Genomic DNA, 23,706 nt, shown 5'->3' with positions numbered 1-23,706 from the left:
CAACTCCGAGGGCTGACCGCAACTCCGTGCACTGACCACAACTAAGCTGCCGTGGCATGCGATTGACGGTTCTCGGCGGCTGCGGTGCCTGGCCCACCGCGGAGCAGGCGTGCAGCGGTTATCTCGTCGAGTACGAGGGTTTCCGCCTGCTGATCGATCCCGGTTACGCGACGATGCCCAGGCTGCTCCGGCACATCCAGGTCGACGCGGTCGACGCCGTGTGGGTCAGCCACGGGCACCCCGATCACTGCGCCGACCTCAACCCCCTGCTGCGTGCACGGGGGTTGAGTGACGTTCCGCCACCCGCGCTGCCGGTGTACGCCCCGCACGGGGCGCTGGACGCCGTCCTCGCGCTCGACAGGCCGGGCATGCTGGCGGCGGCGTACGACCTCCACGCGTTCCGGCCGGGCGACCGGCTGGCCATCGGCCCGTTCACGGCCGAGACCTGCCTCCTGCCGCACTTCGTGCCCGACGCGGGCCTGCGGCTGGCCACCCCGGACGCCGTGCTCGCGTACACCGGTGACACCGGCCCGAGCCCCGACATCCCGCGCCTGGCGGCGGGCGCGGACCTGTTCGTGTCGGAGGCGACGTATGTGGACAAGGTGCCGGACGCCGACGAGCCGTATCTCCTCACCGCACGCCTCGCGGGTGAGTACGCCCAACAGGCCGGCGTTCAAAGGCTGTTGCTGACCCATCTGTGGCCCGGCACGGACCGCGCAGCCGCGCTCCGCACCGCCGCCGAGGTCTTCCCCGGCGCCATCGACATCGCCGGCCCCGACCTCATGATCACCCTCTGAGCACGAAGGAAGCCGGCCACCGCCCCTGACTCCGCGGTGGCCGGCTTCGGCCTTCCCCCTGTGGTGACTCAGGTCAGTGCGAGCCGACCAGCTCCTGCTCGCTGACGGGCTGCGCACTCTGCTTGGCGCTGCGCAGCGCGGCGAAGCCGATGAAGCACATCGACCAGACGCCGGTGATGGCGAAGGCGGTGAAGCCCCAGTCGCCGTGGCCGCCCGCGAGCAGCTGGCCGCCGAGCCAGGGGCCGAAGACGGCGCCGAAGCGGCCCATGCCGGACGTCCAGCCCACGGCGGTGGCGCGGTTGGCCGGCTGGGAACGGATCGAGACCGTCGCGTAGATCATCGTCTGGGCGCTGTTGAGGAAGACGCCGGTGAGGAAGACGACGACCATGGTCAGGGTCTGGTTCATGTGGGTGCCGAGGAGGAAGACGCCCACCGCGGTCAGCGCGAACCACAGCGCCGAGATGCGCGGGGCTCCGAACTTGTCGGCGGCCCGGCCGGCGACCAGCATGCCCACGATGCCGCCGATGTTGAAGACGACCACGAAGGTGAGGGCGTCGGCGAGCGCGTAGCCTTCGGTGCGCATCAGGGTCGGCAGCCAGGTGGCGACGCCGTAGACCAGGAGCAGTCCGCCGAAGGAGGCGAACCAGTACAGCAGGGTCTGCAACCACTCGCCGCCGCGGAACAGGCCGACCAGCGCGTCCCAGCGGTCGGCGGCGGACTTCTTGCCGGCCGCGGCGGGCAGTTCGACGTCGTACTTGGCGGCCAGCGCGGCGGCCTCGTCGGTGCGGCCCTTGGCGACCAGGAAGCTCAGTGACTCGGGCAGGAACTTGGCGAGCACCGGCGCGAACAGCAGCGGCAGCACGCAGACCCAGAACGCCGCGCGCCAGCCCACCGGGTCGATGAGCCACTTGGCGACGTAGGCGGAGAGGATGCCGCCCGCGTGGTGGGCGGTCATCAGGACGCCGATGATGATGGCGCCGCGGCCGCGCGGGGCGTAGTCCGAGACCATGCTGATCGCGGTGGGCAGCAGACCGCCGAGGCCGACGCCGGCGAGGGTGCGGCCGAGGCCGAAGACCTCGACGCTGCCGGAGACGGCGCACAGGCCGGAGGCGAGCGAGAAGAGGGTCACGCAGACGACCATCAGCTTCTTGCGGCCGATCCGGTCGGCGACGGTGCCCGCGGTCAGCGCGCCGACCAGCATGCCGAAGGTGGCGTAGGAGCCGAGGTCGCCGGCCTGGTCGGCGGTGAGGCCGAAGGTCTTGGTGGCGAGCAGGTGCGGCAGCACGGAGCCGTAGATGAACATGTCGAGGCCGTCGAAGAGGACAGCCAGCCAGCACAGTCCGACGACCAGCTTGGCGAGTCTGGCGCCGCGAGCGGATGCGACGGGGGAGGGGGAGGAAGACATCGTTGGTTACCTCTCGTACTTGGTGCGCTAGACGCTAAGGAGCCGTCCGCCAAGAGTCAACGTTTTTGTCAACAATCTCATCGACAATCACCGACGCCCCTTGGCGGATGCCCTTTTGCCCAGCTCAGGCGACCGGCGGTGTCCCGTGCGTATGGAACGACTCGATGGTCTTCAGGCCCCAGGCCTGCCCCTTCTTCCGCTCCTCCTCGGTCCAGGTGATCAGCGGCCAGTCAGGCGCGAGCACCAGCCGCGTGAGCGGGTTGCACAGCTCGATCCGGTTGCCGCCCGGCTCGTAGACGTAGAGGAAGAACGTCTGCTGGATGGCGTGCTTGTGCGGCCCCGTCTCGATGAACACCCCGCTGTCGATGGCGAGATCGGCCGCGCGCAGGATGTCCTCGCGGGTGTCGGTCGCGAAGGCGATGTGGTGCAGCCGCCCCTCGCTCCCGGTCCAGTCCGAGGTGTAGACGACGTCGTACGACTTGTTCGTGTACGTCAGCCAGCGCGCCGCGATCTTCCCGCTGTCGAGCTGGATCTGCTCGGTGGGCCGGGCGCCGAGGACGTGTCGCTGGAACTCGGCGTTGGCGAGGACGTCGGCGGCGAGGAAGTTGATGTGGTCCAACCGCCGTACGCCCACTCCCCTGTTGGGCTTGGCCTGCGGCTGGTTCTTCAGCGCTGGCCTGAGCTCCTCGGGCGCCCGGTAGTGCTCGCTCTCCCAGTAGAGGGCGTGTTCATGCCCGTCCGGGTCGGTGGTGACATAGAGCTTCCCGAGGCCGGGTTCGTCCTCGACCCAGGTGCCGGTGCCGCCCGCCTCCTCGTTCGCCTTGATACGGCGGTGGAGGGCCTCCTCGCTGGAGGTGCGCAGGGCGAGCCGGCCGAGGCCGGGCTGCTCGCGGGCGGTCAGGACAAGGCTGTGATGCTCGTAGTCGTCGAAGGTCCGCAGATAGACCGTGTCACCGTCCTGACCGTTGACCGTGAGGCCCAGATAGCCGGTGAAGAAGGCGACGCTGGCGTCCAGGTCGGGGGTGAACAGCTGGGCGTGTCCGATGTGCGCGATGTCGCCGAGGGGCGGAGTCATCGGTGACCTCCTTGGGGTCGTGAGGCGGCCCGGGGAAAGACGGTGCCGTCGAAGATCTTGCGGGCCGTGCGCACCACGGCGGTGCGGCGGGCGGAGGGCAGGCCGTCGGACGTGACGCCGAGGCTACTTTCGATATCCAGGAATCCGGTGGGATGCTCTATGCGAATTCGGTCACTTTCACCAGAAAGCTCCGCCAGGTCCGCGCCCACCCCGCCGGTGATCCGCAGCCCGGAGGCCACGCTGGCGGCGCCGAGGACACCGATCGAGGTGTGGCAGCGGACCGGTATGAAGGTGCGGGTGCAGACCGCGCCGCCCTCGCGGGGCGGGGCGAGCAGGGTGAGCTTGGGGACGGTCGTGTTCGACACATCACCGAGCCCCATCAGCCGCCCGGCCGCCAGGCGGATCTCCCGCAGCCGGTCGGCGAGCGTCAGATCCTCCTCCAGGTCCTTGGGCGTCTCGTACCCGGTGACCTTCAGTTCGGTGGCGGCGATCAGCACGGTCGGCATGCCGTTGTCCACACATGTGACCGGGACCCCGGCGATGACGTCACGGACGTTGCCGGTGGGCAGCAACTCCCCCGCCCCGCCCGGGAATTCGATGGTCACCGCAGCGGCCGTACCCGGCACCCCGGAGATCTGTGCCTCGCCCGTGTAGTCGACCCGCCCGCCCGGCGTGGGGAAGGTCGCGGTGGCGCGATCACCGGAGTTGACCATGCGGATACGGACGGAGGTGCGCTCCTGACCCGCCGGGACCAGTCCGCGCTCGACGGCGAACGGGCCGACGCCGGCGAGGATGTTCCCGCAGTTCTGACGGTCGCTCACCTCGGGTACGTCCACGGCTACTTGGAGGAAGAGGTAGTCGACGTCGGTGTCCGGTTCGGACGAGGGGGAGACCACCGCCACCTTGCTGGTGAGCGGGTGCGCCCCGCCGAGGCCGTCGATCTGCCGCTCGTCGGGGCTGCCCATGATGCGCAGGAGCAGCTCGTCACGGACGACGGGGTCGGCGGGGAGGTCGTCGGCCAGGAAGTAGGCGCCCTTGGAGGTGCCGCCGCGCATCAGCAGACAGGGCACCTCCTCGGGCACGGAGGTCACGGCCGCTCTCCCTCGTACTCCTCGTACGTCCGGTACTCGACGCCGAGCCGTGTGAGGGTCTCCCGCAACCCGTAGCGGTCCAGGCCGAGTTGGCCGTCGAGGAAGGCGGCCCGAGTGGCGGCCTCCTTGGCCTCGCGGGCCTCGGACCTCTCGACCGTCTCCCGGACGCGCTCACGCGGGACGACCACCACACCGTCGTCGTCGGCGAGGATCGCGTCGCCGGGGCGGATCACCTGGCCGTCGACGGCGATCGGCACGTTGACCGAGCCGCCGGTGGCCTTGACGGTGCCCTGCGAGGAGACGGCGCGCGACCAGGCGGCGAAGCCCATGTCCCGCAGCTCCTGGGTGTCCCGGATGCCGGTGTTCGTCACGACGCCACGAACGCCGCGCTGCTGGAGGGCGGTCGCGAACAGCTCGCCGAACAGGCCGTCCGTGCACGGGGAGGTGGTGGTGACGACCAGGATGTCGCCCTCGCCGCACTGCTCGACGGCTGCGTGGATCATGAGGTTGTCGCCCGGCCAGCTGAGCACGGTCACCGCCGTACCCGCGACCCGTACGCCCTGCTGCACGGGGCGAATGGCCGGGCCCAGCAGGCCCGTTCGCCCCATCGCCTCGCTCACCGTCGCCACGCCGTACCCGGCCAGCGCGTCGACGTCCTTCAGCTCCGCCTTCGGCGGGTCGGTGACGATCACGCCGCTCATGCCAGCTCCTTCGCGATCTGCGGGTAGGGGCGCATGTACGCCTCGGCCATGGTCTTGTGCGCGAGGCCCAGGTTCGGACCGGCGTTGCGCTTGAGCTGGACGCCACGGCGGACGGCGAGGTCGGTGTAGTAGTCCCACAGGTGCTGCTGGGCGCCGAGGCATTCCATGGCCTTGCGCTTGGTGTCCCACACCTCGGTGATGTCGAGGAGGACCTCGGGCTTGAAGCCGCTCATCTCGGGCTGGTGCGGCTCGAAGAAGAACACCGGCGGGGCACCGATGATCTCGCCGGGGCCGGGGTAGCCGATGGCCTGGGCGAGGACCCGGGCCTCCAGGGCCATACGGTTGGCGGCCGGGTGGTCGCCGTTGTACGGGTCGTCGGTGGGGTGGGTGAGCACGACGTCGGGCTGGGTGTCGCGGTACACCTCGACGAGTTGGTCGGTCAGCTCCGGGGTGACCAGCAGCGGGTAGTCGCCGGCGTCGAAGAAGCGGACCTCGGCGCCCAGGGTGGCGGCGGCGCGCTCGGCCTCGTCGCGGCGTATCGCCTTGATCTCCTCGAGTTTCTTCCCCTCGCGCCACGCCTTGGCGGACTCGCCGCGTTCACCGAAGGTCAGACAGGCGATGGTGACCTTCTCGCCGCGCGAGGCCGCGAGGGCGATGGCCCCGCCGGCCCGCCACACGAAGTCGCCGGCGTGCGCGGTGACCACGAGCGTGGAGCGTGGGGGGGCGGGCGCGTTGGCCTGGGTCATTGCTGCAATCTCCCTTGGTAACAGGTGAGCGCCCGCCCCGGGTCCGTCGCGATCAGTCGCGCAGCGCCTCGATCACACTGGTGAGGTGGGCGCGGACGGCCTCCTCGGCCGCCTGCGGGTCCCTGGTCCTGATCGCCTCGATCATCGCCAGGTGCTCGTTCAGGGAGTGCTGGGGACGCCCGGGCCGCAGCGCCAACTGGAACCGGTGGCGCACCAGTTGGGCGTTGAGCCGCTCCAGCAGGTCCAATGCGGTCCGCTGGCCGGAGAACTCCCGGACCTTGGCGTGGAGCTCCTGGTTGAGCTCGGAGTAGGTCACCGGCTCGCCGTCGGCCACGGCCTTGGTCATCGCCGTGCCCAGCTCGGTCAGCTCGGCGAGCTGCTCGTCGCTGGCGGCGACGGCGGCCTTGGCCGCGCAGAGCCCCTCGAGGACCATCCGGCACTCGGTGATGGCGACCGCTTCTTCCACGGTCACCACCCGCACCCGGGAACCCCGGTTGCGGATCCGCTCGACGAGACCCTGGGCCTCCAGATCGATGAGTGCGGCCCGGATGCTGGCCCGTGTCACACCGAACTGCTCGGCGAGCTCGTTCTCCACCAGCCGCTGTGCCGGTGCCATCTCGCCGTGCAGGATCGCCTGCCGCAGCTGCGCGAGCGCATGCTGCTTGGCCTGCTCCCCGGTGCTCGGACGGGCTTCTTTCGGCATCGTTGCCCTCCCTGAGTGAGTGCCTGTCGAACCTAAATCTAGCCAAACAAGATTGTCAACAATTTTGTCTGCCGTATTGCTTGCATCACGCGGACCGATACCCGGCCCACCCCGCGCTCAGCCCTCCCGGTACAACGCCGTGAGCAGCTCCATCACGGCCTGCGTCGCCGGATGCGGATCGTCCCGCCACCAGGCGAGCCGCACGGCGATCGGCTCGCCGTCGCGCACCGGCCGGTAGACGACCCCGGGCCTCGGGTACTGGTTGGCGGTCGACTCGGCCGTCATCCCGACACACCGGCCGGTGGAGATCACGTTCAGCCAGTCGTCGACGTCATGCGTCTCCTCGGTGGCCGGCCGGGTCTCGGGCGGCCACAGGTCCGGGATGGTGGTGCCGGTACGCCGGTCGACCAGGAACGTCCGCCCCGCGAGGTCGGCCATCCGCACCGACCTGCGCCGGGCCAGCGGATCATCGGCGGCCATGGCACACAGCCGCCGCTCAAGGCCGACGATGGCCGACTCGAACCGCCGGTCGTCCAGGGCGCGGCGTACGACGGCCAGATCGCACGCGCCCTCCGCGAGGCCGGCCGTCGTCGAGTTGACGCGCACCAGGTGCAGCTCGGTCTCCGCACGCTCCCTCCCCCAGCGGCGCTGGAAGGGCAGCGTGTGCCGGCCGAGCGCCGCCCAGGCGTAGCCGATCCGCAGCTGGGCGTGGCCCGAGGTGGCGTCACGGACCAGGTCGTCCACCTCGGCGAGCACCCGGCGGGCGTGCGCGACGACCCGTACGCCGGTCCCGGTCGGGGTCACCTCACGCGAGGTGCGCCGCAACAGCCGTACGCCCAGGGCGCGTTCGAGGGAGGCCAGGGTGCGGGAGACGGCCGCCTGGGAGACGCCGAGGGTGAGGGCGGCGTCGGTGAAGGTGCCCTCGTCGACGATGGCGACGAGACAGCGCAGCTGCCGGAGCTCCACATCCATGACGCAATCGTATAGATCCCTGATCGGATGCATTTTGCGCAAGCATGTCGAGCACCCACGATCGGCGTATGCAAGGAGCCCCCGCACGCCCCGCCGCAGCCCCTCCCCTGCCCGTCACCGCCCGGGAGCGCTCCGGTGTCTCCGTCGCCGGGGTGGCCACGATGGCCGGCAGCGGTCTGTCGAACCAGGTCGGCGCCGCGATCGGCTCGCTCGCCTTCCCCGTCATCGGCCCCGTGGGTGTCGTGACGGTACGTCAGTATGTTGCGGCAGCCGTCCTGTTGGCGGTCGGAAGACCACGCCTGAGCTCGTTCACCTGGCGCCAGTGGTGGCCGGTGCTGCTGCTGGCCGTGGTGTTCGGGACGATGAACCTGTCGCTTTACACGGCCGTCGACCGCGTCGGCCTGGGGCTGGCGGTGGCCCTGGAGTTCCTGGGTCCGCTGGGCATCGCCCTGGCGGCGACCCGGCGGCGCGTGGACGCGTTCTGCGCGCTCCTCGCGACCGCGGGGGTCGTGACGCTAATGCGACCGCAGCCCTCCACGGACTACCTCGGCATGGGGCTCGGTCTGCTCGCCGCGGTCTGCTGGGCGTCGTACATCCTGCTCAACCGCACCGTCGGCGGCCGCCTGCCCGGAGCGCAGGGCTCGGCGGCCGCGGCGGCGGTGTCGGCCCTGCTGTTCCTGCCGGTCGGGATCGTGGTCGCCCTGCGCCATCCGCCGACCCTGGGGGCGGCGGGGTGCGCGGTGGCCGCCGGTCTCCTGTCCTCGGCGGTCCCCTACCTCGCCGACCTGTTCACCCTGCGGCGGGTGCCGGCCCCGGTGTTCGGCCTGTTCATGAGCGTCAACCCGGTCCTGGCGGCCGTGGTCGGGTGGGTGATCCTCGGGGAAGGGCTGGGGTGGCCCGAGTGGGCGGGCATCGCGGCGGTGGTCGGGGCGAACGCGACCGGGATTCTCACGGCACGCCCGACTGCGTGAACGGCTGCGTGAGCGACCGCGTGGTCGGCTGTGCTACCGCCCCTCAGAGGGTCCAACTCCCCAGCCAGTAACCGAATCCCCGCCGGGTGTGGATCAGCGCGGGCTCCTCCAGGTCCACCTTGTGCCGCAGCCGTGAGACGAGCTTCTCGATCGCCTGGTGCCCACGGAACTCCCCCCACACATGCCGGCTGATCTGCTCCTTCGACAGCACCCGTCCCGCGTTGGCGAGCAGGTGGCGCAGCAGTCGGTACTCGGCGGGGGTGAGGTCGAGCGGCCGCGGTCCGCGGCGGGCCCGGCACGTGATGTCGTCCAGGACCAGGCCGCCGTGGCCCCGCATGGCGTCGCGCGATCCAGGGCCACGCCGGCGCAGCAGCACCTGCGCCCTGGCCAGGACCTCGGCGACGCGCACCGGTTTGACGACGTAGTCCTCCCCGCCCAGACCGAGTTCGGGCAGCAGACGGTGGAGGGAGTCGCAGGAGGCGAGGTAGAGGAGCGGAGGGCGGTCGGCGGGGGCGATACGGCGGCCCCGGGCGAGGTGCCTGAGGTCCGGCAGCGCGGCGTCCAGGACCACCAGATCGAACCGCTGCCGGGTGAGGCGGGCCATGCCCTCGGTGCCGCTGCCCGCGGTGCCGACCTGGTAGCCGGCCAACTCCAGGGTGGTGGTGAGCAGTTCGGTGTCGCCGGGGTCGTCGGCGACGACCAGGACATGCTGCCCGCTGCCGCGGTGCGGCGACGGTTTCTCCATGAGATCCGCGTACATGGCATGACCAATCGTGGGGGGGGCGGACGCCTGGACGCCGGTGGGGTCAGGCGGAGGGCGTGGGATCGACACGGACCTCGGCATGGCCGACGAAGTCGTCGACGAGCCGACGGAAGAGCGCGGCCAGTCGGCACAGGTCGTCGTCGGACCAGTCGGCCAGGGCCACTTCGAGCGTGCGACGGCCGACCTCGCGGATACGGGCGACCGCGGCGAGTCCCTCGTCGGTGATCTGGACGCGCTGGGCACGCCGGTCGTCGGGGTCGGCGACCCGGATCACATACCCTCCCCGCTCCAACTGCCGTAGCTGGCGGGTGACATGGGAGGCCTCCACGGAGAGCCGGACAGCCAGCACGCCGGGCCGCATCGGATCGCTCTCGGCGATGTGCCGCAGGATCCCCACGGCCGCCCGGTCGAGGCGCAGACCGGTCACCGCCATCAGCCGCTCGTGCCGTCGGGACCGGCCCGCCAGATAGGCGACGCGGGTCAGCACGCGCTCGATCTCGGTCAGGGTGGTGGACGCGGGCGCTGCGGCGGGCGGCTCTGCGGTCATGTCCCCAGCCTAGAGGTGCTTGCCTAACTTAAGCAACGCATTTGATTGCTTGACTTAAGTAACACTCCCATGTTTGCCTAACTCAAGTAACGGGGTCGCATTGAGCGGATGCGACCCTCGCGCCCAGCCCGTGGGGACGGGGTACGGCGCGGTCACCGGGCCGGCGGCCGGACACTCCCCCGTCCGCCGCCGGTTCCCGGTGACATCCATCGCGGGACGCCAGAAGGTCCCGACGACGTCCGTCACGGGACTTCCAGAGGTCCCGGCACTCCAGAAAGCGAGCCCCGCCCATGGCCACCATGAAGTCCGTCCTGACCGCCAAGGACAAGGTCGACGTCCAGGACGTGGAGCGCCCCGCGCCCGGCCCCCAGGACGCGCTCGTGCGGATCCGCGCCTGCGGCATCTGCGGCACCGACACCTTCTTCCTCCATCTGGGCGGCATGCCCGCCGGCGCCGACGGGTCCATGCGGGCCATCCCGCTGGGCCACGAGCCGGCCGGCGAGATCGTCGAGGTCGGCGCCGAGGTCACTGACGTCGCGGTCGGTGACCGGGTCGTCGTCAATCCGCAGGGCGTGCCCTCGGGCATCATCGGTTGCGGCGGCGCGCACGGGGCGATGAGCGAGTATCTGCTGATCGAGGGCGTCGAGACCGGCAAGAACGTCACCGTCTTCCCCGACACCGTCCCCTTCGAGGTCGCCTCCCTCAACGAGCCGATGGCGGTGGCCCGGCACTGCGTCAACCGCTCCGAGGCCAAGCCCGCCGACAAGGTCGTGGTCTTCGGTGCCGGGCCCATCGGGCTGGGCGCGACGATCTGGCTGAAGCTGCGCGGCGTCGAGCACGTGGTCGTCGCCGACGTCATCCCCGAGCGGCTGGAAACCGCGCTGGCCGTCGGCGCCGACGCCGTCATCAACTCGGCGACCGAGAACATCACCGAGCGTCTCACCGAACTCCACGGCCAGGCCGCCAACGCCCTCGGCCAGCCCCGCCCCGGCACCGACATCTACATCGACGCCGCCGGCGCGCCCGCCGTCTTCCAGGCCGTCGTCGACAACGCCAAGTGGCACGCCACGCTGGTCATGGTCGCCGTACAGAAGAAGTCCGACGTGATCGACCTCGGCGGCATGTTGCGCAGCGAACTCACGCTGATCGCCTCGCAGGGCTACCCCACGGAGATCTTCGAGGTGACGCCCGAACTCGTCGAGCACCACGAACGCTTCGCCCGCCTCATCAGCCACCGCGTGCCGTTCACCGAGGTCCACCGAGCCTTCGAACTCGCCCTCGCCCCGGGCGCCGCGGAGAAGGTCGTGGTCACCTTCGACGACCGCGCATGACCGCCGCCGTGGCGGTGGAGGGCTTCACTGATCGTCAAGAGCTTCCTGCCGGGCCAGGAACTCCTCGAACGCCGCCCGTTGCTTCGGATCCATGAAGCCGTGGCGGACGCGGTCGGCCTGTTGCCGGAGCCAGTACGCCTCCTCGGGGTCCAGCAGCTCGGCCACCACCACGCCCCGGCGAGCGACCGCCGTACGTCCCCCCACACGGCGCCGGAACAACGTGAACGCGCCGAATTCCAACGGGTGGGCCAGTTCAGGCTCCTCCCCCGCGTCGCTCCCCGGGTAGGCGGCGGGCGCCCAGTGCTCCCAGAGCGCGAGCGTCGCCGCGGGCACGAGCACCGCGCGTTCCGCCTCCTCGCGTCCCTCCAACTGGAACGTGACGGTGACGGGCTCACCGACCGCCTCGGCGAGCCCGAGCACCCTCTCCATCTCGTCGTCGACCGGTTGCCCCACCACTACGTCGATCTCAATGCCCATACCGCGTGAGGCTACTGGCCGCCTCGGACACGCCACCCCTGGAGGCGGCTTGCCGAATGCGGGGCCGAACTCCTCCCCTCACGCGTCCTTTGCCGTTCCGTCTCGTAGGTGCCCAAAAGTCCCGGCCCGGCCCACCCTTGGAGCACGTCGGCCCCGTAATTGTCCCCAACCGTCCTTCGAGCAGTCTCTCGAGCACACTCCGCACCGCATACGGCAGACTCACCCCCATGGACATCTCCATGGACACCCCCTCCGACGCCCCCTTGGGCACTGCCGAGTTCATCCGGATCCTCGACCGGGAGGGCCGCCTGTTGGCCGACGCCGCGGAGGAGGCCGGCACGGACGCCAAGGTGCCGACCTGCCCGGAGTGGCAGGTGCGGGATCTCGTACGGCACACCGGCGCGGTGCACCGCTGGGCGACCGCTTTCGTCGCCGAGGCGAACCCGTCCCCCCGCCCGCTCGGCGACGGACCCGACCTCGACGGCACCGAACTCATGACGTGGTTCCGGGAGGGCCACGCGAACCTCGTGCGCACCCTGACCGCCGCACCCTCTGACGTGCAGTGCTGGCATTTCCTGCCCGCCCCGTCCCCGCTCGCGTTCTGGGCGCGCAGGCAGGCGCACGAGACGGCCGTGCACCGGTTCGACGCGCAGAGCGCCCGCGGCGGCACCCCGAGCGACCTCAGCCCCCGGTTCGCCGCCGACGGCATCGACGAACTGCTGCGCGGCTTCCACGCTCGGCCCAAGAGCAGGGTGCGCAGCGAGGAGCCCCGCGTGCTGCGGGTGCGGGCGACGGATGTGGACGACGCCGTGTGGACCGTACGGCTGACTCAGGAGCCGCCCGAGGCCGAGCGGGGTGAGGCGGGGGACGCGGAGTGTGAGATCGCCGGGCCCGCAGGGGAGTTGTACCTGTCGTTGTGGAACCGTGTGCCGTTCCCGGACGTGAGCGGTGACGGATCGCTCGCCGACCTCTGGCGCCATCGGTCCGCCGTCGGCTGAGCCGGGGCGAGCCCGGCCCGCCCTCAACCAGGCCGGGCTCAGCCCGCGTTCAACATCCGCGTCAACACCGCACGCTGCACCGGCAGCACCTCGCCGTGCAGCGTGCGCCCCTTGTCCGTGAGGCCCACCCGGACACCGCGCCGGTCCTCGGGGCACATGCCCCGCTCGACGAGTCCGTCCTTCTCCAGGCGGGCGATCAGCCGCGACAGCGCGCTCTGGCTGAGATGGACCCGGTCGGAGATCTCCTGGACGCGGTAGAAGCAGGCATCGTCCTTCGCACGCCCGTCGGCGAGCACGTCGAGGACCTCGAAGTCGCTGGCGCACAGGCCGTGTTGATGGAGTGCGCGGTCGAGCTCGCACTGGGTGCGCGCATGCAGCGCCAGGATGTCCCGCCACTGCTCCGCGAGCGCCTGCTCGGCCTTCTTCGCCGCCATGGGCGCACCGTAGCAGAGACGATGAATTATTGCATCGTAATTAAATGCCCTTGCATTCAATGCATGCGCATGTAGTGTCTCCGGCATGACCTCTCCGCTCACCACCCCCGCGCCCGAAGGGCGTTGGACCCCCCGGCTGTGGGGCACCCTGCTGGTGCTCTGCGCCGCGATGTTCCTGGACGCGCTGGACGTGTCGATGGTCGGCGTCGCCCTCCCGTCCATCGGCGCCGACCTCGGCCTGTCCACCTCGACCCTGCAATGGATCGTCAGCGGCTACATCCTGGGTTACGGCGGGCTGCTGCTGCTCGGTGGACGCGCCGCCGACCTGTTGGGCCGCCGCCAGGTCTTCCTGGTCGCCCTCGCCGTCTTCGCCCTCGCCTCGCTGCTCGGCGGACTCGTCGACTCCGGGCCGCTGCTGATCGCCAGCCGTTTCGTCAAGGGCCTGAGCGCCGCGTTCACCGCGCCCGCCGGCCTGTCCATCATCACCACGACCTTCGCCGAGGGCCCGCTGCGCAACCGCGCCCTGTCGATCTACACCACCTGCGGCGCCACCGGTTACTCGATGGGCCTCGTCTTCTCCGGCCTGCTGACGGAGGCCAGTTGGCGGTACACGATGCTGCTGCCCGCCCCCGTCGCGCTCATCGCCCTCGTCGTCGGCATGAAGCTGCTGCCGCGCACCGCACGCGAGAAGGACAGGGGTGGCTACGACATCCCGGGCGCCGTTCTCGGCACCGCCTCGATGCTGCTGCTGGTCTTCACCGTCGTAGAGGCGGCCGAAATCGGCTGGGGCTCCGCCCGAACCATCCTTTCCTTCCTCACGGTTGCCGCCCTCCTCACCGCCTTCGTGGCCGTCGAACGGCGCAGCCCGAGCCCGCTGATCCGGCTCGGCGTGCTGCGCTCCGGCCCTCAAGTCCGCGCCCAGCTCGGCGCGTTGACGTTCCTCGGCAGCTATATCGGCTTCCAGTTCCTGGTCACGCTGTACATGCAGCAACTGCTCGGCTGGTCGGCGCTGCACACCGCCCTGGCCTTCCTGCCGGCGGGCGCGCTCGTGGCGCTCTCCGCGACGAAGGTGGGCACCGTCATCGACCGTGTCGGCACCCCGCGGCTGATCGTGCTCGGCTTCGCGCTGATGGTCGTCGGCTATCTGCTCTTCCTGCGCATCGATCTCGACCCCGCCTACGCCGCGGTGATCCTGCCGACCATGCTCCTCGTCGGCGCAGCCTTCGCGCTGACCTTCCCCTCCCTCAACGTCCAGGCCACCAACGGGGTCGGCGAACACGAGCAGGGCATGGTGTCGGGTCTGCTCAACACCTCGGTGCAGGTGGGCGGCGCGCTGTTCCTGGCCGTGGTCGCAGCGGTCATGACCGCCAACGCCCCGAAGGACCCCGCCGCCTCGAAGCAGGCCGTCCTCGACGGCTATCTGCCCGGCCTGGTCGTCGTCACCGGCATCGCGGTCGCGGGCCTGCTGATCTCCCTCACGGGTCTGCGCGTCCGTCGCCCGCGGCAGCCGTCCGTGGTGGTCGCCAAGTCCACCTCCCAGGAAGAGGCGGAGCGCGTCGTCGTACGCGACTAGGACCTGTCCGGCGGACAGGCGTCGGCCGTGTCCTTCGGAGTGCCCGGCGGAGCCTGCTTGCTCTGCCGGGCACACGGCTGTGAGACTCGTCGTATGACCACATACGGGGGACGGCCGGACAAGGCCAGGCGCGACGCGATCACGGTCGAGATCGGTTACGCCCTGTTCAGCGCGGTGTTCGCGGCGGCCGTCGTGTTCGGGGCGGTCGCGGGGCCGGCGTTGCTCTTCGAGCTGCCGGAGATGTTGGAGAAGGTGCTGATCCACCTCGGACTCGGGATCGCCCCCGTGCTGTTCGCGGCCCGGGTCATCAGCGTGCTGCTCCGCTTCCGCCGGGACACCTCTCAGCCCAGCCAGCCCGGCCGCACCAACCCCGACTCGTAGGCCAGCACCACGAGTTGGGCCCGGTCGCGGGCGCCCAGCTTCACCATCGTCCGGCTCACATGGGTCTTCGCGGTGAGCGGGCTGACCACCAGGCGCCGGGCGATCTCCTCGTTGGACAGCCCGATGCCGACCAGGGCCATCACCTCACGCTCCCGTTCCGTGAGCCCCGCGAGGGCGCCCTCGGCCGCGGGTTCCTTGGAGCGGGCCGCGAACTCGGCGATCAGCCGGCGCGTCACACCCGGCGACAGCAGCGCGTCGCCCTCGACCACCGCCCGTACGGCGCGCAGGAGTTCCTCCGGCTCGGTGTCCTTGACCAGAAACCCGGAGGCGCCCGACCGGATCGCCTCGAAGACGTACTCGTCGAGCTCGAAGGTCGTCAGCATGACCACCTTCACGTCCCCCAGCTCGCCGTCACCCGTGATCCCACGGGTCGCGGCGAGCCCGTCGAGCACCGGCATGCGGATGTCCATCAGGACGACGTCGGGGCGGAGTTCGCGCACCATCCGCAGCGCCTCCTCACCGTCGGACGCCTCCCCGGCCACCTCGATGTCCGGCTGCGCGTCGAGCAGCGCGCGGAATCCGGCCCGTACCAGTGACTGGTCGTCGGCGAGCAGTACGCGGATCACCGGTCGTCCTCCTTGGCGTTGACCTGCAACGGCAGTACGGCGAGCACCCGGAAGCCCCCGTCGGGCCGCGGTCCCGCCTCGATCGTGCCACCCAGCGCGGCGGCCCGCTCCCGCATTCCGGCCAGCCCGTTGCCGCTGCCGCCCGCCTCGGCGCCGGTCGCGGGACCGTCGTCGTCGACACACAGCCGTAGCGCCGTACCGTCCCCCGAATCGAGGCGCACGCGCGCGTGCCGCGATCCCGAGTGCCGTACGACGTTGGTGAGGGCTTCCTGGACGATGCGGAACGCGGCGAGGTCCATGCCGGGCGGCAGCTCGGGCGTCGTGCCCTCGACCGCCACGGTCAGGCCGGTGCGCGCGGCCTGCTCCACCAGCTCGGGCAGCCGGCCGAGCCCGGGGGCGGGGGCGCGGGGCGCGTCTCCGGGCGTGCGCAGGGTGTCGAGGACCTGGCGGACCTCGCCGAGCGCCTCCTTGCTGGCGGCCTTGATGGTGGTGAGCGCGGTGCGGGTCTGTTCGGGATCACTGTCCAGGAGGGCGAGGCCGACGCCGGCCTGCACATTGATCACGGAGATGCTGTGGGCGAGGACGTCGTGCAGTTCGCGGGCGATCCGCAGCCGCTCCTCGTCGGCCCGCCGCCGCGCCGCCTGCGCCCGCTCGGCCCGCTCCCGCGCCCGCTGCTCCCGCCGGGTCCGGGCCAGTTCCGCCACCGCCACGATCGCGACGGCCCACGCCGCGACCACGCCCTGCGACCCCCAGGAGGCGGCCGCGTCCCCGGACGGCGGCAGCCACTGGTAGAGCCAGTGGGCCACCAGCACATGCCCCACCCAGAGCAGGCCGAGCGCGGTCCAGGCGGCCGTACGGTGTCCGGCGACGATGGCGCTGAAGCAGGCCACCGCGACGGCCACGAAGACGGGACCATAGGGATATCCGGCGCCGAGATAGAGCATCGTGGCGGCGGCCGTGCCGAACACGACGACCACCGGGTACCGGTGCCGCCACAGCAGCAGCCCCGCCGCGAGGACGAGCAGCACGCGCGCGAAGGTGTCGAGCGGCGCCCGGTCGCCCATCTGCTCCTGGGCCGCGAAACGGGACCCGCCGAGCACGAAGGCCGTGATCAGCACGGTGGAGGGCCAGGGCCAGCGGGAGGCGCCGCCCTCGTCGCCCCACCGGTTCCACCACGGCGGCCCGTGCCGCCACCACAGCGGCGGACCGCCTCCGCGCACGCGCTGCTCGTCCATGCCCGCCACGCTAGACGCCACCGCCCGCGCGGGGCGTCAGCCGGGCGAGGTCATCACGGGTACTCCCGGGGAAGTACGGGGGTCTGACCACGAGGTACGGCGGTCAGACCACGAAGTACGACGGTCATCACCACGAGGTACGGCGGCCTCGGCCCCGCCCTCCAGGACCCACCGCCCTCATTCGGCCGCGCCCGGTCCACGTCCCCTAGGCGGCGTACACCAGCCCGACTCCATGGGCGAGTTCGCCCACCGCGTGGCGGAAGAACGTCGCCCGGTCCTCGACCACCCGGTTGAACTGCCCGAACAGTTCGAACCCGATCAGTCCGTACAGCTGGGCCCAGGCCGCCACGAGTGCGGTGACCGTCTCCGGGGGGAGGTCGGGGGCGAGGTCGGCGGTCATGCGCTCGGCCTCGGGGCGCAGTTCGGCGGGCAGCCGGGGCTTGGCGAGGCCGCGGCCCTGATACGCCTCGCGGGTGATGGCGATGAGGAGCAGCCCGACGCGGGAGGCGGCCGGGACGGTCGCCTGGGGGGCGCTGTATCCGGGCACCGGGGAACCGTAGATCAGCGCGTACTCGTGTGGGTTCCCGAGCGCCCAGCCGCGCACCGCCTCGCAGACCGTGACCCAGCGCTGAGCGGGCGCGGCGCCCGCGGTCTTGTGATGTGCGGCTTCCGCGCTCTCGCCGAGGGAGTTGTAGGCGTCGATGATGAGCGCGGTGAGGAGGTCGTCGCGGCTGGGGAAGTAGCGGTAGAGCGCGGAGGAGACCATGCCGAGCTCGCGTGCCACGGCCCGCAGCGAGAGCTTGGCGGCGCCGTCGACCGCGAGTTGTCTGCGCGCCTCGTCCTTGATGGCCGCGGTGACTTCGATGCGGGCGCGCGCTCGGGCGCCGCGGGGGGTGCTGTCGTCTGCGGGGCTCATGAGTGCAAGTGTCCCATGAAAGGAGAGCAGTGCACACAAACGAGAGCACCGATATAAATCGAGAGCACTGCTCTTGCTTTGGAGCACCGATCCGGTGCAGACTGAAGGCCAAGCGAGAGCACCGCTCACAAAAGAGAGCGGTGCTCCACAAAACCCTGGGGGACCTCATGTCCGAGTCCACGCACGTCAAGAAGCCCGGCTGGTTCACCGTCAACGTCTTCAACCGCCTCGTGGCCTGGCTGACCCGCCGCGGCCTCAGCGTCTGGGGCTCCCGGGTCCTCGCCGTCCGCGGCCGCAAGAGCGGCGAATGGCGGACCACCCCCGTGAACCTGCTGACCGTCGACGGACAGCAGTACCTCCTCGCCCCGCGCGGTCACGTCCAGTGGACGCACAACATGCGCGCCGCCGGCGGCGGAGAGCTGCACCTCGGCAAGAACGTCGACGTGTTCACCGCCGTCGAGGTCGCCGACGACGACAAGGTCCCGCTGCTGCGCGCCTACCTCAAGCGCTGGAAGGCCGAGGTCGGCGTCTTCTTCGACGGCGTCGGCCCCGACTCCCCCGACGCCGACATGCGCCGCATCGCCCCCGACCACCCGGTCTTCCGGATCACGATCACGAGCTGACACCGCTCACCACGACCGCCGCGACGCTCCGCCGGTGACGCCCCCTCCACGGCGGACGCGTACGCACCACAGGCCGACACCCCGCACTACAACAGGCCGACCAAACCGGGGACAGGCAAAGGACGGGCGACGACGCCCACCGGCCCGGCTGCCGTGTCCAGCGTGTTCGACACCCAGCCACCGGCCAAGCGCCCCCAGTCGGCCAGAACCACGCTCCGCCACCGACCCCGGCCACCCTCGGCCGCCGCCACGCGCCGAGTCTGACGCCCCGCACGAGAGGCCGACGTGCCGCTTCACCGCTGGCACGACGCTTCACCGCCGGTACGACGCTTCAGCGGTCGGCACCAACCACGTCACCGCTGACCCCACCCGTCCCCGGCGGACGCCGCCTCACTGGTCGGCGCCACAGCGCCCGCCTCACCGGCCGGCGCCCCACCTCACCCACAGGCCCCGTACGTCAGGAGCCCGCCTCACCGTCGGCGGGAGCAGCCGTCGGCGCAGCAAGACCGATCCGCCGGTCCAGCGCCGCCAGCGCCCGCTGCGCCATCGGACGCCCCCGCACCATCTCACCCAGCGAAGTCGACCCGCGGGTGATCTCCATGAACGCCCGCCAGGCCGGCCGGAGCCCGGTCAGCGCGGCGTGGAACAGCCCCGGACGACGCTCGAACGCCAGCAGCAGACGCCTGCCGACGCTCATCTCCACGCCCAGCCCGGCCTTGATCGCGAAGGCGTAGTTCAGGGCCTGGCGCCGGGTGTCCACGGCGTCGTGCGCCTCGGCGATCCGCACCGCCCACTCCCCCGCGAGCCGCCCCGAACGCAGCGCGAACGAGATGCCCTCGCGGGTCCACGGCTCAAGGAGCCCGGCCGCGTCCCCGCACACCAGCACCCGCCCCCGCGACAGGGGCGAGTCGTCGGCGCGGCAGCGGGTCAAATGCCCGGAGGAGATGCTCGGTTCGAAGCCGGCGAGGCCGAGCCGGGCGATGAAGTCCTCCAAGTACCGCTTGGTGGCGGCGCCTTCACCGCGCGCGGAGATGACCCCGACCGTGAGGGTGTCGCCCTTGGGGAACACCCAGCCGTAACTGCCCGGCATCGGCCCCCAGTCGATGAGCACCCGCCCGCGCCAGTCCTCCGCGACGGTGTCCGGCACCGGGATCTCCGCCTCCAGGCCGAGGTCGACCTGGTCGAGCTTCACCCCGACATGTGCTCCTATGCGGCTGGCGCTGCCGTCCGCACCGACCACGGCATGGGCGAGCAGCGTCTCGCCGCCCTGGAGGACGACGGCGACCGTGCGCCGGTCCGGGACCGCCGAGCCGTGCTGCTCGACGCGCTGGACGGTGGCGCCCGTACGCAGCTCGGCGCCCGCCTTCTGGGCGTGCTCGACGAGCTGCTGGTCGAACTCGGGCCGGTTGATCAGCCCGAACAGCATCTGCTTGGAGCGGCGGGTGCGGGTGAAGCGGCCGTTGTGCGAGAACGTCACCGCGTGCACCCGGTCCCTGAAGGGCAGTTCGAAGCCCGGTGGCAGGGAGTCGCGCGAGGGACCGATGATGCCGCCGCCGCACGTTTTGTAACGGGGCAGCTCCGCCTTCTCCAGCAACAGCACACGCCGCCCGGCGACGGCCGCCGCATAGGCGGCCGAGGCCCCCGCGGGTCCCGCGCCCACCACGACGACGTCCCACACCTGCCGGGCGTCGTCCGCCGAAGAGTTCTCGCTGGTCACGATGGTCTACTGCTCCGATCAAGCCGCTTGCCGCTGCTGCCTTGTGCATCCTACGACCGCCATCGCCGCAGGCCACTGTGGGAGGATCTCCCCACCCATACGTACAACGTCGCACCTACAAGGAGCGTGCCCATGTCGTCGAATCCGGTCGCCGAGACCGTCGCCTCGCTGATGCCCCGGGCGAAGGCGGAGCTCACCGAACTGGTGGCGTTCAAGTCGGTGGCGGACTTCGACCAGTTCCCTCGGAGCGAGAGCGAGGGCGCCGCCCGCTGGGTCGCGGACGCGCTCACCGCCGAGGGTTTCCAGGACGTGGCGCTGCTCGACACCCCGGACGGCACCCAGTCCGTGTACGGCTACCTGCCCGGCCCCGAGGGTGCGAAGACGGTCCTGCTGTACGCGCACTACGACGTGCAGCCGCCGCTGGACGAGAACGCCTGGACGACTCCGCCGTTCGAGCTGACCGAGCGGGAGGGCCGCTGGTACGGGCGCGGGGCCGCCGACTGCAAGGGCGGCGTGATCATGCACCTACTGGCCCTGCGCGCCCTGAAGGCGAACGGCGGCGTGCCGGTGCACGTCAAGGTGATCGCCGAGGGCTCGGAGGAGATGGGCACGGGCGGTCTGGAGCGGTACGCCGAGGCACACCCGGACCTGCTGGAGGCCGACACCATCGTGATCGGGGACGCGGGCAACTTCCGCGTCGGCCTGCCGACGGTGACGACCACCCTGCGCGGCATGACCCTGGTCCGCGTCCAGGTAGACACCCTCGCGGGCAACCTGCACTCCGGCCAGTTCGGCGGCGCGGCGCCCGACGCGCTGGCCGCGCTGATCCGCGTACTGGACTCGCTGCGGGCGGAGGACGGTTCGACGACGGTCGACGGGCTCGCCCCCGAGACGGCGTGGGACGGTTTGCAGTACGACGAGGAGCAGTTCCGGCAGGACGCGAAGGTGCTGGACGGAGTGGAGCTGATCGGCTCCGGCACGGTCGCCGACCGTATCTGGGCGCGCCCGGCCGTGACGGTCCTCGGCATCGACTGCCCGCCGGTCGTCGGCGCCACCCCGTCCGTGCAGGCGGGCGCCAGGGCGCTGGTGAGCCTGCGGGTGCCGCCGGGCACGGACGCCGCCGAGGCGACGAAGCTGCTCCAGGCGCATCTGGAGACGCGTACGCCGTGGGGCGCCCGGGTGCGCACCGAGCAGGTCGGCCAGGGCCAGCCCTTCAGCGCCGACCCGACCAGCCCGGCGTACACGGCGATGGCCGAGGCGATGTCGGTGGCGTACCCGGGTCAGGAGATGCAGTACGCCGGCCAGGGCGGCTCCATCCCGCTGTGCAACACCCTCGCCGCGCTCTACCCGGGCGCGGAGATCCTCCTGATCGGCCTGAGCGAGCCGGAGGCGCAGATCCATGCGGTCAACGAGAGCGTCTCTCCTGAGGAGTTGGAGCGGCTGTCGGTGGCGGAGGCCCTGTTCCTGCGCAACTACGCGGCGATGTGAACCGCTTGACCGCGCATTCCGACATCGGCCTGTCCCTGGCCCGCCTCGACGACCACGACCTCACCGGCCTCGTGGAGTCGGGGCGGCCATTGGGCACCGGAATCGGCGGCCGGGCCACGCTCGTCGAGGTGGCCGGCAGACCGGTGTTCGTGAAACGGGTGCCGCTCACCGACATCGAGCGGCACCCGAACCATGTGCGGTCCACGGCGAACGTCTTCGCCATGCCGACCTACTGCCACTACGGCATCGGAACGGTCGGAGCCCCGGGCTTCGGGGCGTGGCGTGAGCTGGCCGTGCACACGATGACGACCGACTGGGTGCTGTCCGGCAAGTACACCGGGTTCCCGCTGCTGCACCACTGGCGGGTGCTGCCCGACTCGCCCCAGCCGCTTCCGGCCGAACTGGCCGATGTGGAGCGGACGGTGGCGTACTGGGGTCCGGGCGTGCGCGAGCGCGTCGAAGGGCTGCGGACGGCGTCCGCGAGTCTGACGCTCTTCCTGGAGTACGTGCCGTACACCCTGCACGACTGGTTCGACGCCCAGTTGCGCACCAGTCACGCCGACCGCGCCTGCTCCCTCGTGGAGCGGGGCCTGCGGTCCGTCACCGACTTCCTCCACGCGCGCGAACTCCTGCATTTCGACGCCCACTTCAAGAACATCCTCACCGACGGCCGGCAGCTCTACCTCGCCGACTACGGCCTCTCCCTCTCCGCCCGCTTCCAACTGGCCCCGCAGGAGCGCGACTTCTTCGCGCGGCACCGTCACTACGACCGCGCCTACACGGCGAGCTACCTGGTGAACTGGCTCACCGTCGCGCTGCACGGCTACGGTCCGGACGACCGGCGGTCGTTCATCGAGGCCTGTGCCGAGGGCATGCGGCCCAGGGGCATCCCCCGGGCCGCGGCGAGCATCCTCGTCCGGCACGCGCGCGTAGCGTCCTTGATGGGTGACTTCGACCGCCGGTTCCAGTGGGAGAGCAGGACGACCCCGTATCCGACGGACGAACTGAGACTGGCGAGCGCCTAACCCACCGGAACACCGGCCTCCAGGTACAGCGCCGCCCCGCGTTCCCGCGCCCGCAGCGCCCACCGCAGCCGCTCGTAGCGGACGGGAGGCAGCAGATCGGCGGCCTCCTCCTCGCTGACGAAACGCCATGCGCGCAGTTCGGGCCCCGGCAGCAGCAACCGTCCGGCCTCGGCCGCATCGAGCCGGCCGCCGTCGAAGAGGAGGCGCAGACCGCCGTATCCGGGTGGCGCGGGCTGTTCCCAGTCGACGACCAGCAGGCGCGGTACGTCGTCCAGCTCGATCCCGGTCTCCTCGGTGACCTCGCGCATGCCCGCGCGCGCGGGAGCCTCGCCGGGTTCGACGACTCCGCCGGGAAACTCCCAGCCGGCCTTGTAGGTGGGGTCGACGAGCAGCACCCGGTCCCGCTCGTCGAAGAGGAGGACGCCGGCGGCGACCGTCTCGGCGGTCGGCTCGGGGGTCTGCACGATGTCGCAGACGGGCATGGTGCCGGATCCGACCGCCTCGGCGATCCGGGCAGCCGTCTCGTAGGGGGTGAGGGCGCTGTTGTCGACGAGATGGGCGTCGGCGGTGAGCCAGGAGGCGAGGGCGGCGCGGTACGGCTCGATGTGGTCGTACGACCACTGCCGTACCCGTATCTCGCCGTCCGGGAGGTCGGGCGGGATCTCCCGCCCGGCTATTCGCTCGCGCAGGATCGTTTCCGCCGGGGCGAGGAGGAGGTGTTGGACACTGATGCGGCGGGCCGCGAGGCCGCCGAAGATCTCGTCGCGGTACTCCTGGCGCAGCAGGGTCATGGGGACCACGAGGGTCCCGCCGAGCTCGGCGAGCATGGCTGCCGCCGTGTCGATCACGAGGCGGCGCCAGATCGGCAGGTCCTGGAAGTCGCCGACCTCGGCGAGGTGTTTGGGCGGGAGCAGGTGCGGGAGCGCTCCGCCGATGACCTCGGGGTCGAAGAGTGTGCTGTTCGGGAGCAGTTCGATCAGTTCCCGTGCGGCGGTGGTCTTCCCCGCACCGAACGCGCCGTTGATCCAAACGACGGTCACGGTTCCCCCTCTTCTGTTGGCCCCCTGAGGCTTGCCCGCTCCACCCTGCCACGGAAACCAGCCCCAGTTGA

At 71.2% G+C, this 23,706-nt stretch carries 25 protein-coding genes; 9 read left to right on the top strand and 16 right to left on the bottom strand.

Annotated elements, in window-relative coordinates:
* The first annotated feature begins 56 nt into the window (after positions 1–56).
* Positions 57–797 (top strand): MBL fold metallo-hydrolase, encoded by a 741-nt coding sequence (locus OG866_RS38730; RefSeq protein ID WP_329342069.1) that lies wholly within the window; start codon positions 57–59, stop codon positions 795–797.
* Positions 798–870: 73 nt separating this feature from the next.
* Here OG866_RS38730 and OG866_RS38725 read toward each other — a convergent pair whose 3' ends face one another.
* The 7 genes from OG866_RS38725 to OG866_RS38695 form a co-directional block, all read right to left on the bottom strand.
* On the bottom strand, positions 871–2,202 hold the full coding sequence (locus OG866_RS38725; protein WP_329342067.1) for an MFS transporter: 1,332 nt from the start codon (positions 2,200–2,202) through the stop codon (positions 871–873).
* A 124-nt stretch (positions 2,203–2,326) separates the two neighbouring features.
* Complete coding sequence (locus OG866_RS38720) at positions 2,327–3,277, bottom strand: VOC family protein (protein WP_329342065.1); 951 nt, start codon at positions 3,275–3,277, stop codon at positions 2,327–2,329.
* Positions 3,274–4,368, bottom strand: a complete 1,095-nt coding sequence (locus OG866_RS38715; RefSeq protein ID WP_329342063.1) for a 4-oxalomesaconate tautomerase — start codon at positions 4,366–4,368, stop codon at positions 3,274–3,276. Before OG866_RS38715 ends, OG866_RS38720 begins: the two co-directional genes overlap by 4 nt.
* Positions 4,365–5,069, bottom strand: coding sequence for a 4-carboxy-4-hydroxy-2-oxoadipate aldolase/oxaloacetate decarboxylase (locus tag OG866_RS38710; protein WP_329342062.1), 705 nt, complete (start codon positions 5,067–5,069; stop codon positions 4,365–4,367). Before OG866_RS38710 ends, OG866_RS38715 begins: the two co-directional genes overlap by 4 nt.
* The gene (locus tag OG866_RS38705) at positions 5,066–5,815 is read right to left on the bottom strand and encodes a PIG-L deacetylase family protein (RefSeq protein ID WP_329342060.1); all 750 of its coding nucleotides are present in this window, start codon (positions 5,813–5,815) and stop codon (positions 5,066–5,068) included. Before OG866_RS38705 ends, OG866_RS38710 begins: the two co-directional genes overlap by 4 nt.
* A gap of 52 nt (positions 5,816–5,867) precedes the next feature.
* Positions 5,868–6,518 (bottom strand): GntR family transcriptional regulator, encoded by a 651-nt coding sequence (locus OG866_RS38700; protein ID WP_329342059.1) that lies wholly within the window; start codon positions 6,516–6,518, stop codon positions 5,868–5,870.
* Between the two features lie 117 nt (positions 6,519–6,635).
* The gene (locus OG866_RS38695; protein ID WP_329342058.1) at positions 6,636–7,490 is read right to left on the bottom strand and encodes a LysR family transcriptional regulator; all 855 of its coding nucleotides are present in this window, start codon (positions 7,488–7,490) and stop codon (positions 6,636–6,638) included.
* 68 nt (positions 7,491–7,558) lie between these two features.
* On the opposite strand from OG866_RS38695, the gene OG866_RS38690 reads away from it, so the two are divergent.
* A complete protein-coding gene (locus OG866_RS38690) occupies positions 7,559–8,461 on the top strand; it encodes an EamA family transporter (RefSeq protein ID WP_443063608.1) in 903 nt (300 codons plus the stop codon).
* A gap of 43 nt (positions 8,462–8,504) precedes the next feature.
* Here the strand turns inward: OG866_RS38690 and OG866_RS38685 are convergent, their stop codons facing one another.
* Both OG866_RS38685 and OG866_RS38680 read right to left on the bottom strand, forming a co-directional pair.
* Positions 8,505–9,221: a response regulator transcription factor gene (locus OG866_RS38685; protein ID WP_329342057.1), complete on the bottom strand. Its 717-nt coding sequence runs from the start codon at positions 9,219–9,221 to the stop codon at positions 8,505–8,507.
* Positions 9,222–9,267: 46 nt separating this feature from the next.
* Entirely contained in the window at positions 9,268–9,771 is a 504-nt protein-coding gene (locus OG866_RS38680; RefSeq protein ID WP_329342056.1) for a MarR family winged helix-turn-helix transcriptional regulator, read from the bottom strand.
* Between the two features lie 290 nt (positions 9,772–10,061).
* Between OG866_RS38680 and OG866_RS38675 the strand changes: the two genes are divergently transcribed.
* On the top strand, positions 10,062–11,102 hold the full coding sequence (locus OG866_RS38675) for a zinc-dependent alcohol dehydrogenase (protein WP_329342055.1): 1,041 nt from the start codon (positions 10,062–10,064) through the stop codon (positions 11,100–11,102).
* A 24-nt stretch (positions 11,103–11,126) separates the two neighbouring features.
* Here the strand turns inward: OG866_RS38675 and OG866_RS38670 are convergent, their stop codons facing one another.
* Entirely contained in the window at positions 11,127–11,579 is a 453-nt protein-coding gene (locus OG866_RS38670) for a hypothetical protein (protein ID WP_329342053.1), read from the bottom strand.
* A gap of 263 nt (positions 11,580–11,842) precedes the next feature.
* Between OG866_RS38670 and OG866_RS38665 the strand changes: the two genes are divergently transcribed.
* The gene (locus OG866_RS38665) at positions 11,843–12,577 is read left to right on the top strand and encodes a maleylpyruvate isomerase family mycothiol-dependent enzyme (protein ID WP_329344504.1); all 735 of its coding nucleotides are present in this window, start codon (positions 11,843–11,845) and stop codon (positions 12,575–12,577) included.
* A gap of 38 nt (positions 12,578–12,615) precedes the next feature.
* Here the strand turns inward: OG866_RS38665 and OG866_RS38660 are convergent, their stop codons facing one another.
* Positions 12,616–13,011, bottom strand: coding sequence for a MarR family winged helix-turn-helix transcriptional regulator (locus tag OG866_RS38660; protein WP_329342051.1), 396 nt, complete (start codon positions 13,009–13,011; stop codon positions 12,616–12,618).
* A gap of 85 nt (positions 13,012–13,096) precedes the next feature.
* On the opposite strand from OG866_RS38660, the gene OG866_RS38655 reads away from it, so the two are divergent.
* Together OG866_RS38655 and OG866_RS38650 are read left to right on the top strand one after the other, a co-directional pair.
* Positions 13,097–14,584: an MFS transporter gene (locus OG866_RS38655; protein ID WP_329342050.1), complete on the top strand. Its 1,488-nt coding sequence runs from the start codon at positions 13,097–13,099 to the stop codon at positions 14,582–14,584.
* A 93-nt stretch (positions 14,585–14,677) separates the two neighbouring features.
* Positions 14,678–14,965, top strand: coding sequence for a DUF6332 family protein (locus tag OG866_RS38650; protein ID WP_329342049.1), 288 nt, complete (start codon positions 14,678–14,680; stop codon positions 14,963–14,965).
* Here OG866_RS38650 and OG866_RS38645 read toward each other — a convergent pair.
* The 3 genes from OG866_RS38645 to OG866_RS38635 form a co-directional block, all read right to left on the bottom strand.
* On the bottom strand, positions 14,926–15,591 hold the full coding sequence (locus OG866_RS38645) for a response regulator transcription factor (protein WP_329342048.1): 666 nt from the start codon (positions 15,589–15,591) through the stop codon (positions 14,926–14,928). The two genes, OG866_RS38650 and OG866_RS38645, sit on opposite strands and share 40 nt — an antisense overlap.
* On the bottom strand, positions 15,588–16,826 hold the full coding sequence (locus OG866_RS38640) for a sensor histidine kinase (protein ID WP_329342046.1): 1,239 nt from the start codon (positions 16,824–16,826) through the stop codon (positions 15,588–15,590). Before OG866_RS38640 ends, OG866_RS38645 begins: the two co-directional genes overlap by 4 nt.
* 205 nt (positions 16,827–17,031) lie before the next feature.
* Positions 17,032–17,742 carry a TetR/AcrR family transcriptional regulator gene (locus OG866_RS38635; protein ID WP_329342044.1) on the bottom strand — a complete coding sequence of 237 codons (711 nt, stop codon included), beginning with the start codon at positions 17,740–17,742 and terminating at the stop codon, positions 17,032–17,034.
* A 167-nt stretch (positions 17,743–17,909) separates the two neighbouring features.
* On the opposite strand from OG866_RS38635, the gene OG866_RS38630 reads away from it, so the two are divergent.
* Positions 17,910–18,365, top strand: coding sequence for a nitroreductase family deazaflavin-dependent oxidoreductase (locus tag OG866_RS38630; protein ID WP_329342043.1), 456 nt, complete (start codon positions 17,910–17,912; stop codon positions 18,363–18,365).
* Positions 18,366–18,822: 457 nt separating this feature from the next.
* Here the strand turns inward: OG866_RS38630 and OG866_RS38625 are convergent, their stop codons facing one another.
* Positions 18,823–20,082 carry a geranylgeranyl reductase family protein gene (locus OG866_RS38625; RefSeq protein WP_329342041.1) on the bottom strand — a complete coding sequence of 420 codons (1,260 nt, stop codon included), beginning with the start codon at positions 20,080–20,082 and terminating at the stop codon, positions 18,823–18,825.
* A gap of 132 nt (positions 20,083–20,214) precedes the next feature.
* On the opposite strand from OG866_RS38625, the gene OG866_RS38620 reads away from it, so the two are divergent.
* Entirely contained in the window at positions 20,215–21,570 is a 1,356-nt protein-coding gene (locus OG866_RS38620; RefSeq protein ID WP_329342040.1) for a dipeptidase, read from the top strand.
* On the top strand, positions 21,567–22,595 hold the full coding sequence (locus OG866_RS38615) for a protein kinase family protein (RefSeq protein WP_443063607.1): 1,029 nt from the start codon (positions 21,567–21,569) through the stop codon (positions 22,593–22,595). The genes OG866_RS38620 and OG866_RS38615 overlap by 4 nt, the downstream gene beginning before the upstream one ends.
* Here the strand turns inward: OG866_RS38615 and OG866_RS38610 are convergent.
* On the bottom strand, positions 22,592–23,635 hold the full coding sequence (locus OG866_RS38610; protein ID WP_329342037.1) for an NUDIX hydrolase: 1,044 nt from the start codon (positions 23,633–23,635) through the stop codon (positions 22,592–22,594). The two genes, OG866_RS38615 and OG866_RS38610, sit on opposite strands and share 4 nt — an antisense overlap.
* Between the last annotated feature and the right edge of the window lie 71 nt (positions 23,636–23,706).

Origin of the sequence: Streptomyces sp. NBC_00663, from assembly GCF_036226885.1 — a bacterium.
Lineage (GTDB): Bacteria > Actinomycetota > Actinomycetes > Streptomycetales > Streptomycetaceae > Streptomyces.
Note: the sequence above shows the minus strand (reverse complement) of the source record. Positions and strands in the feature narration are given on the sequence as shown.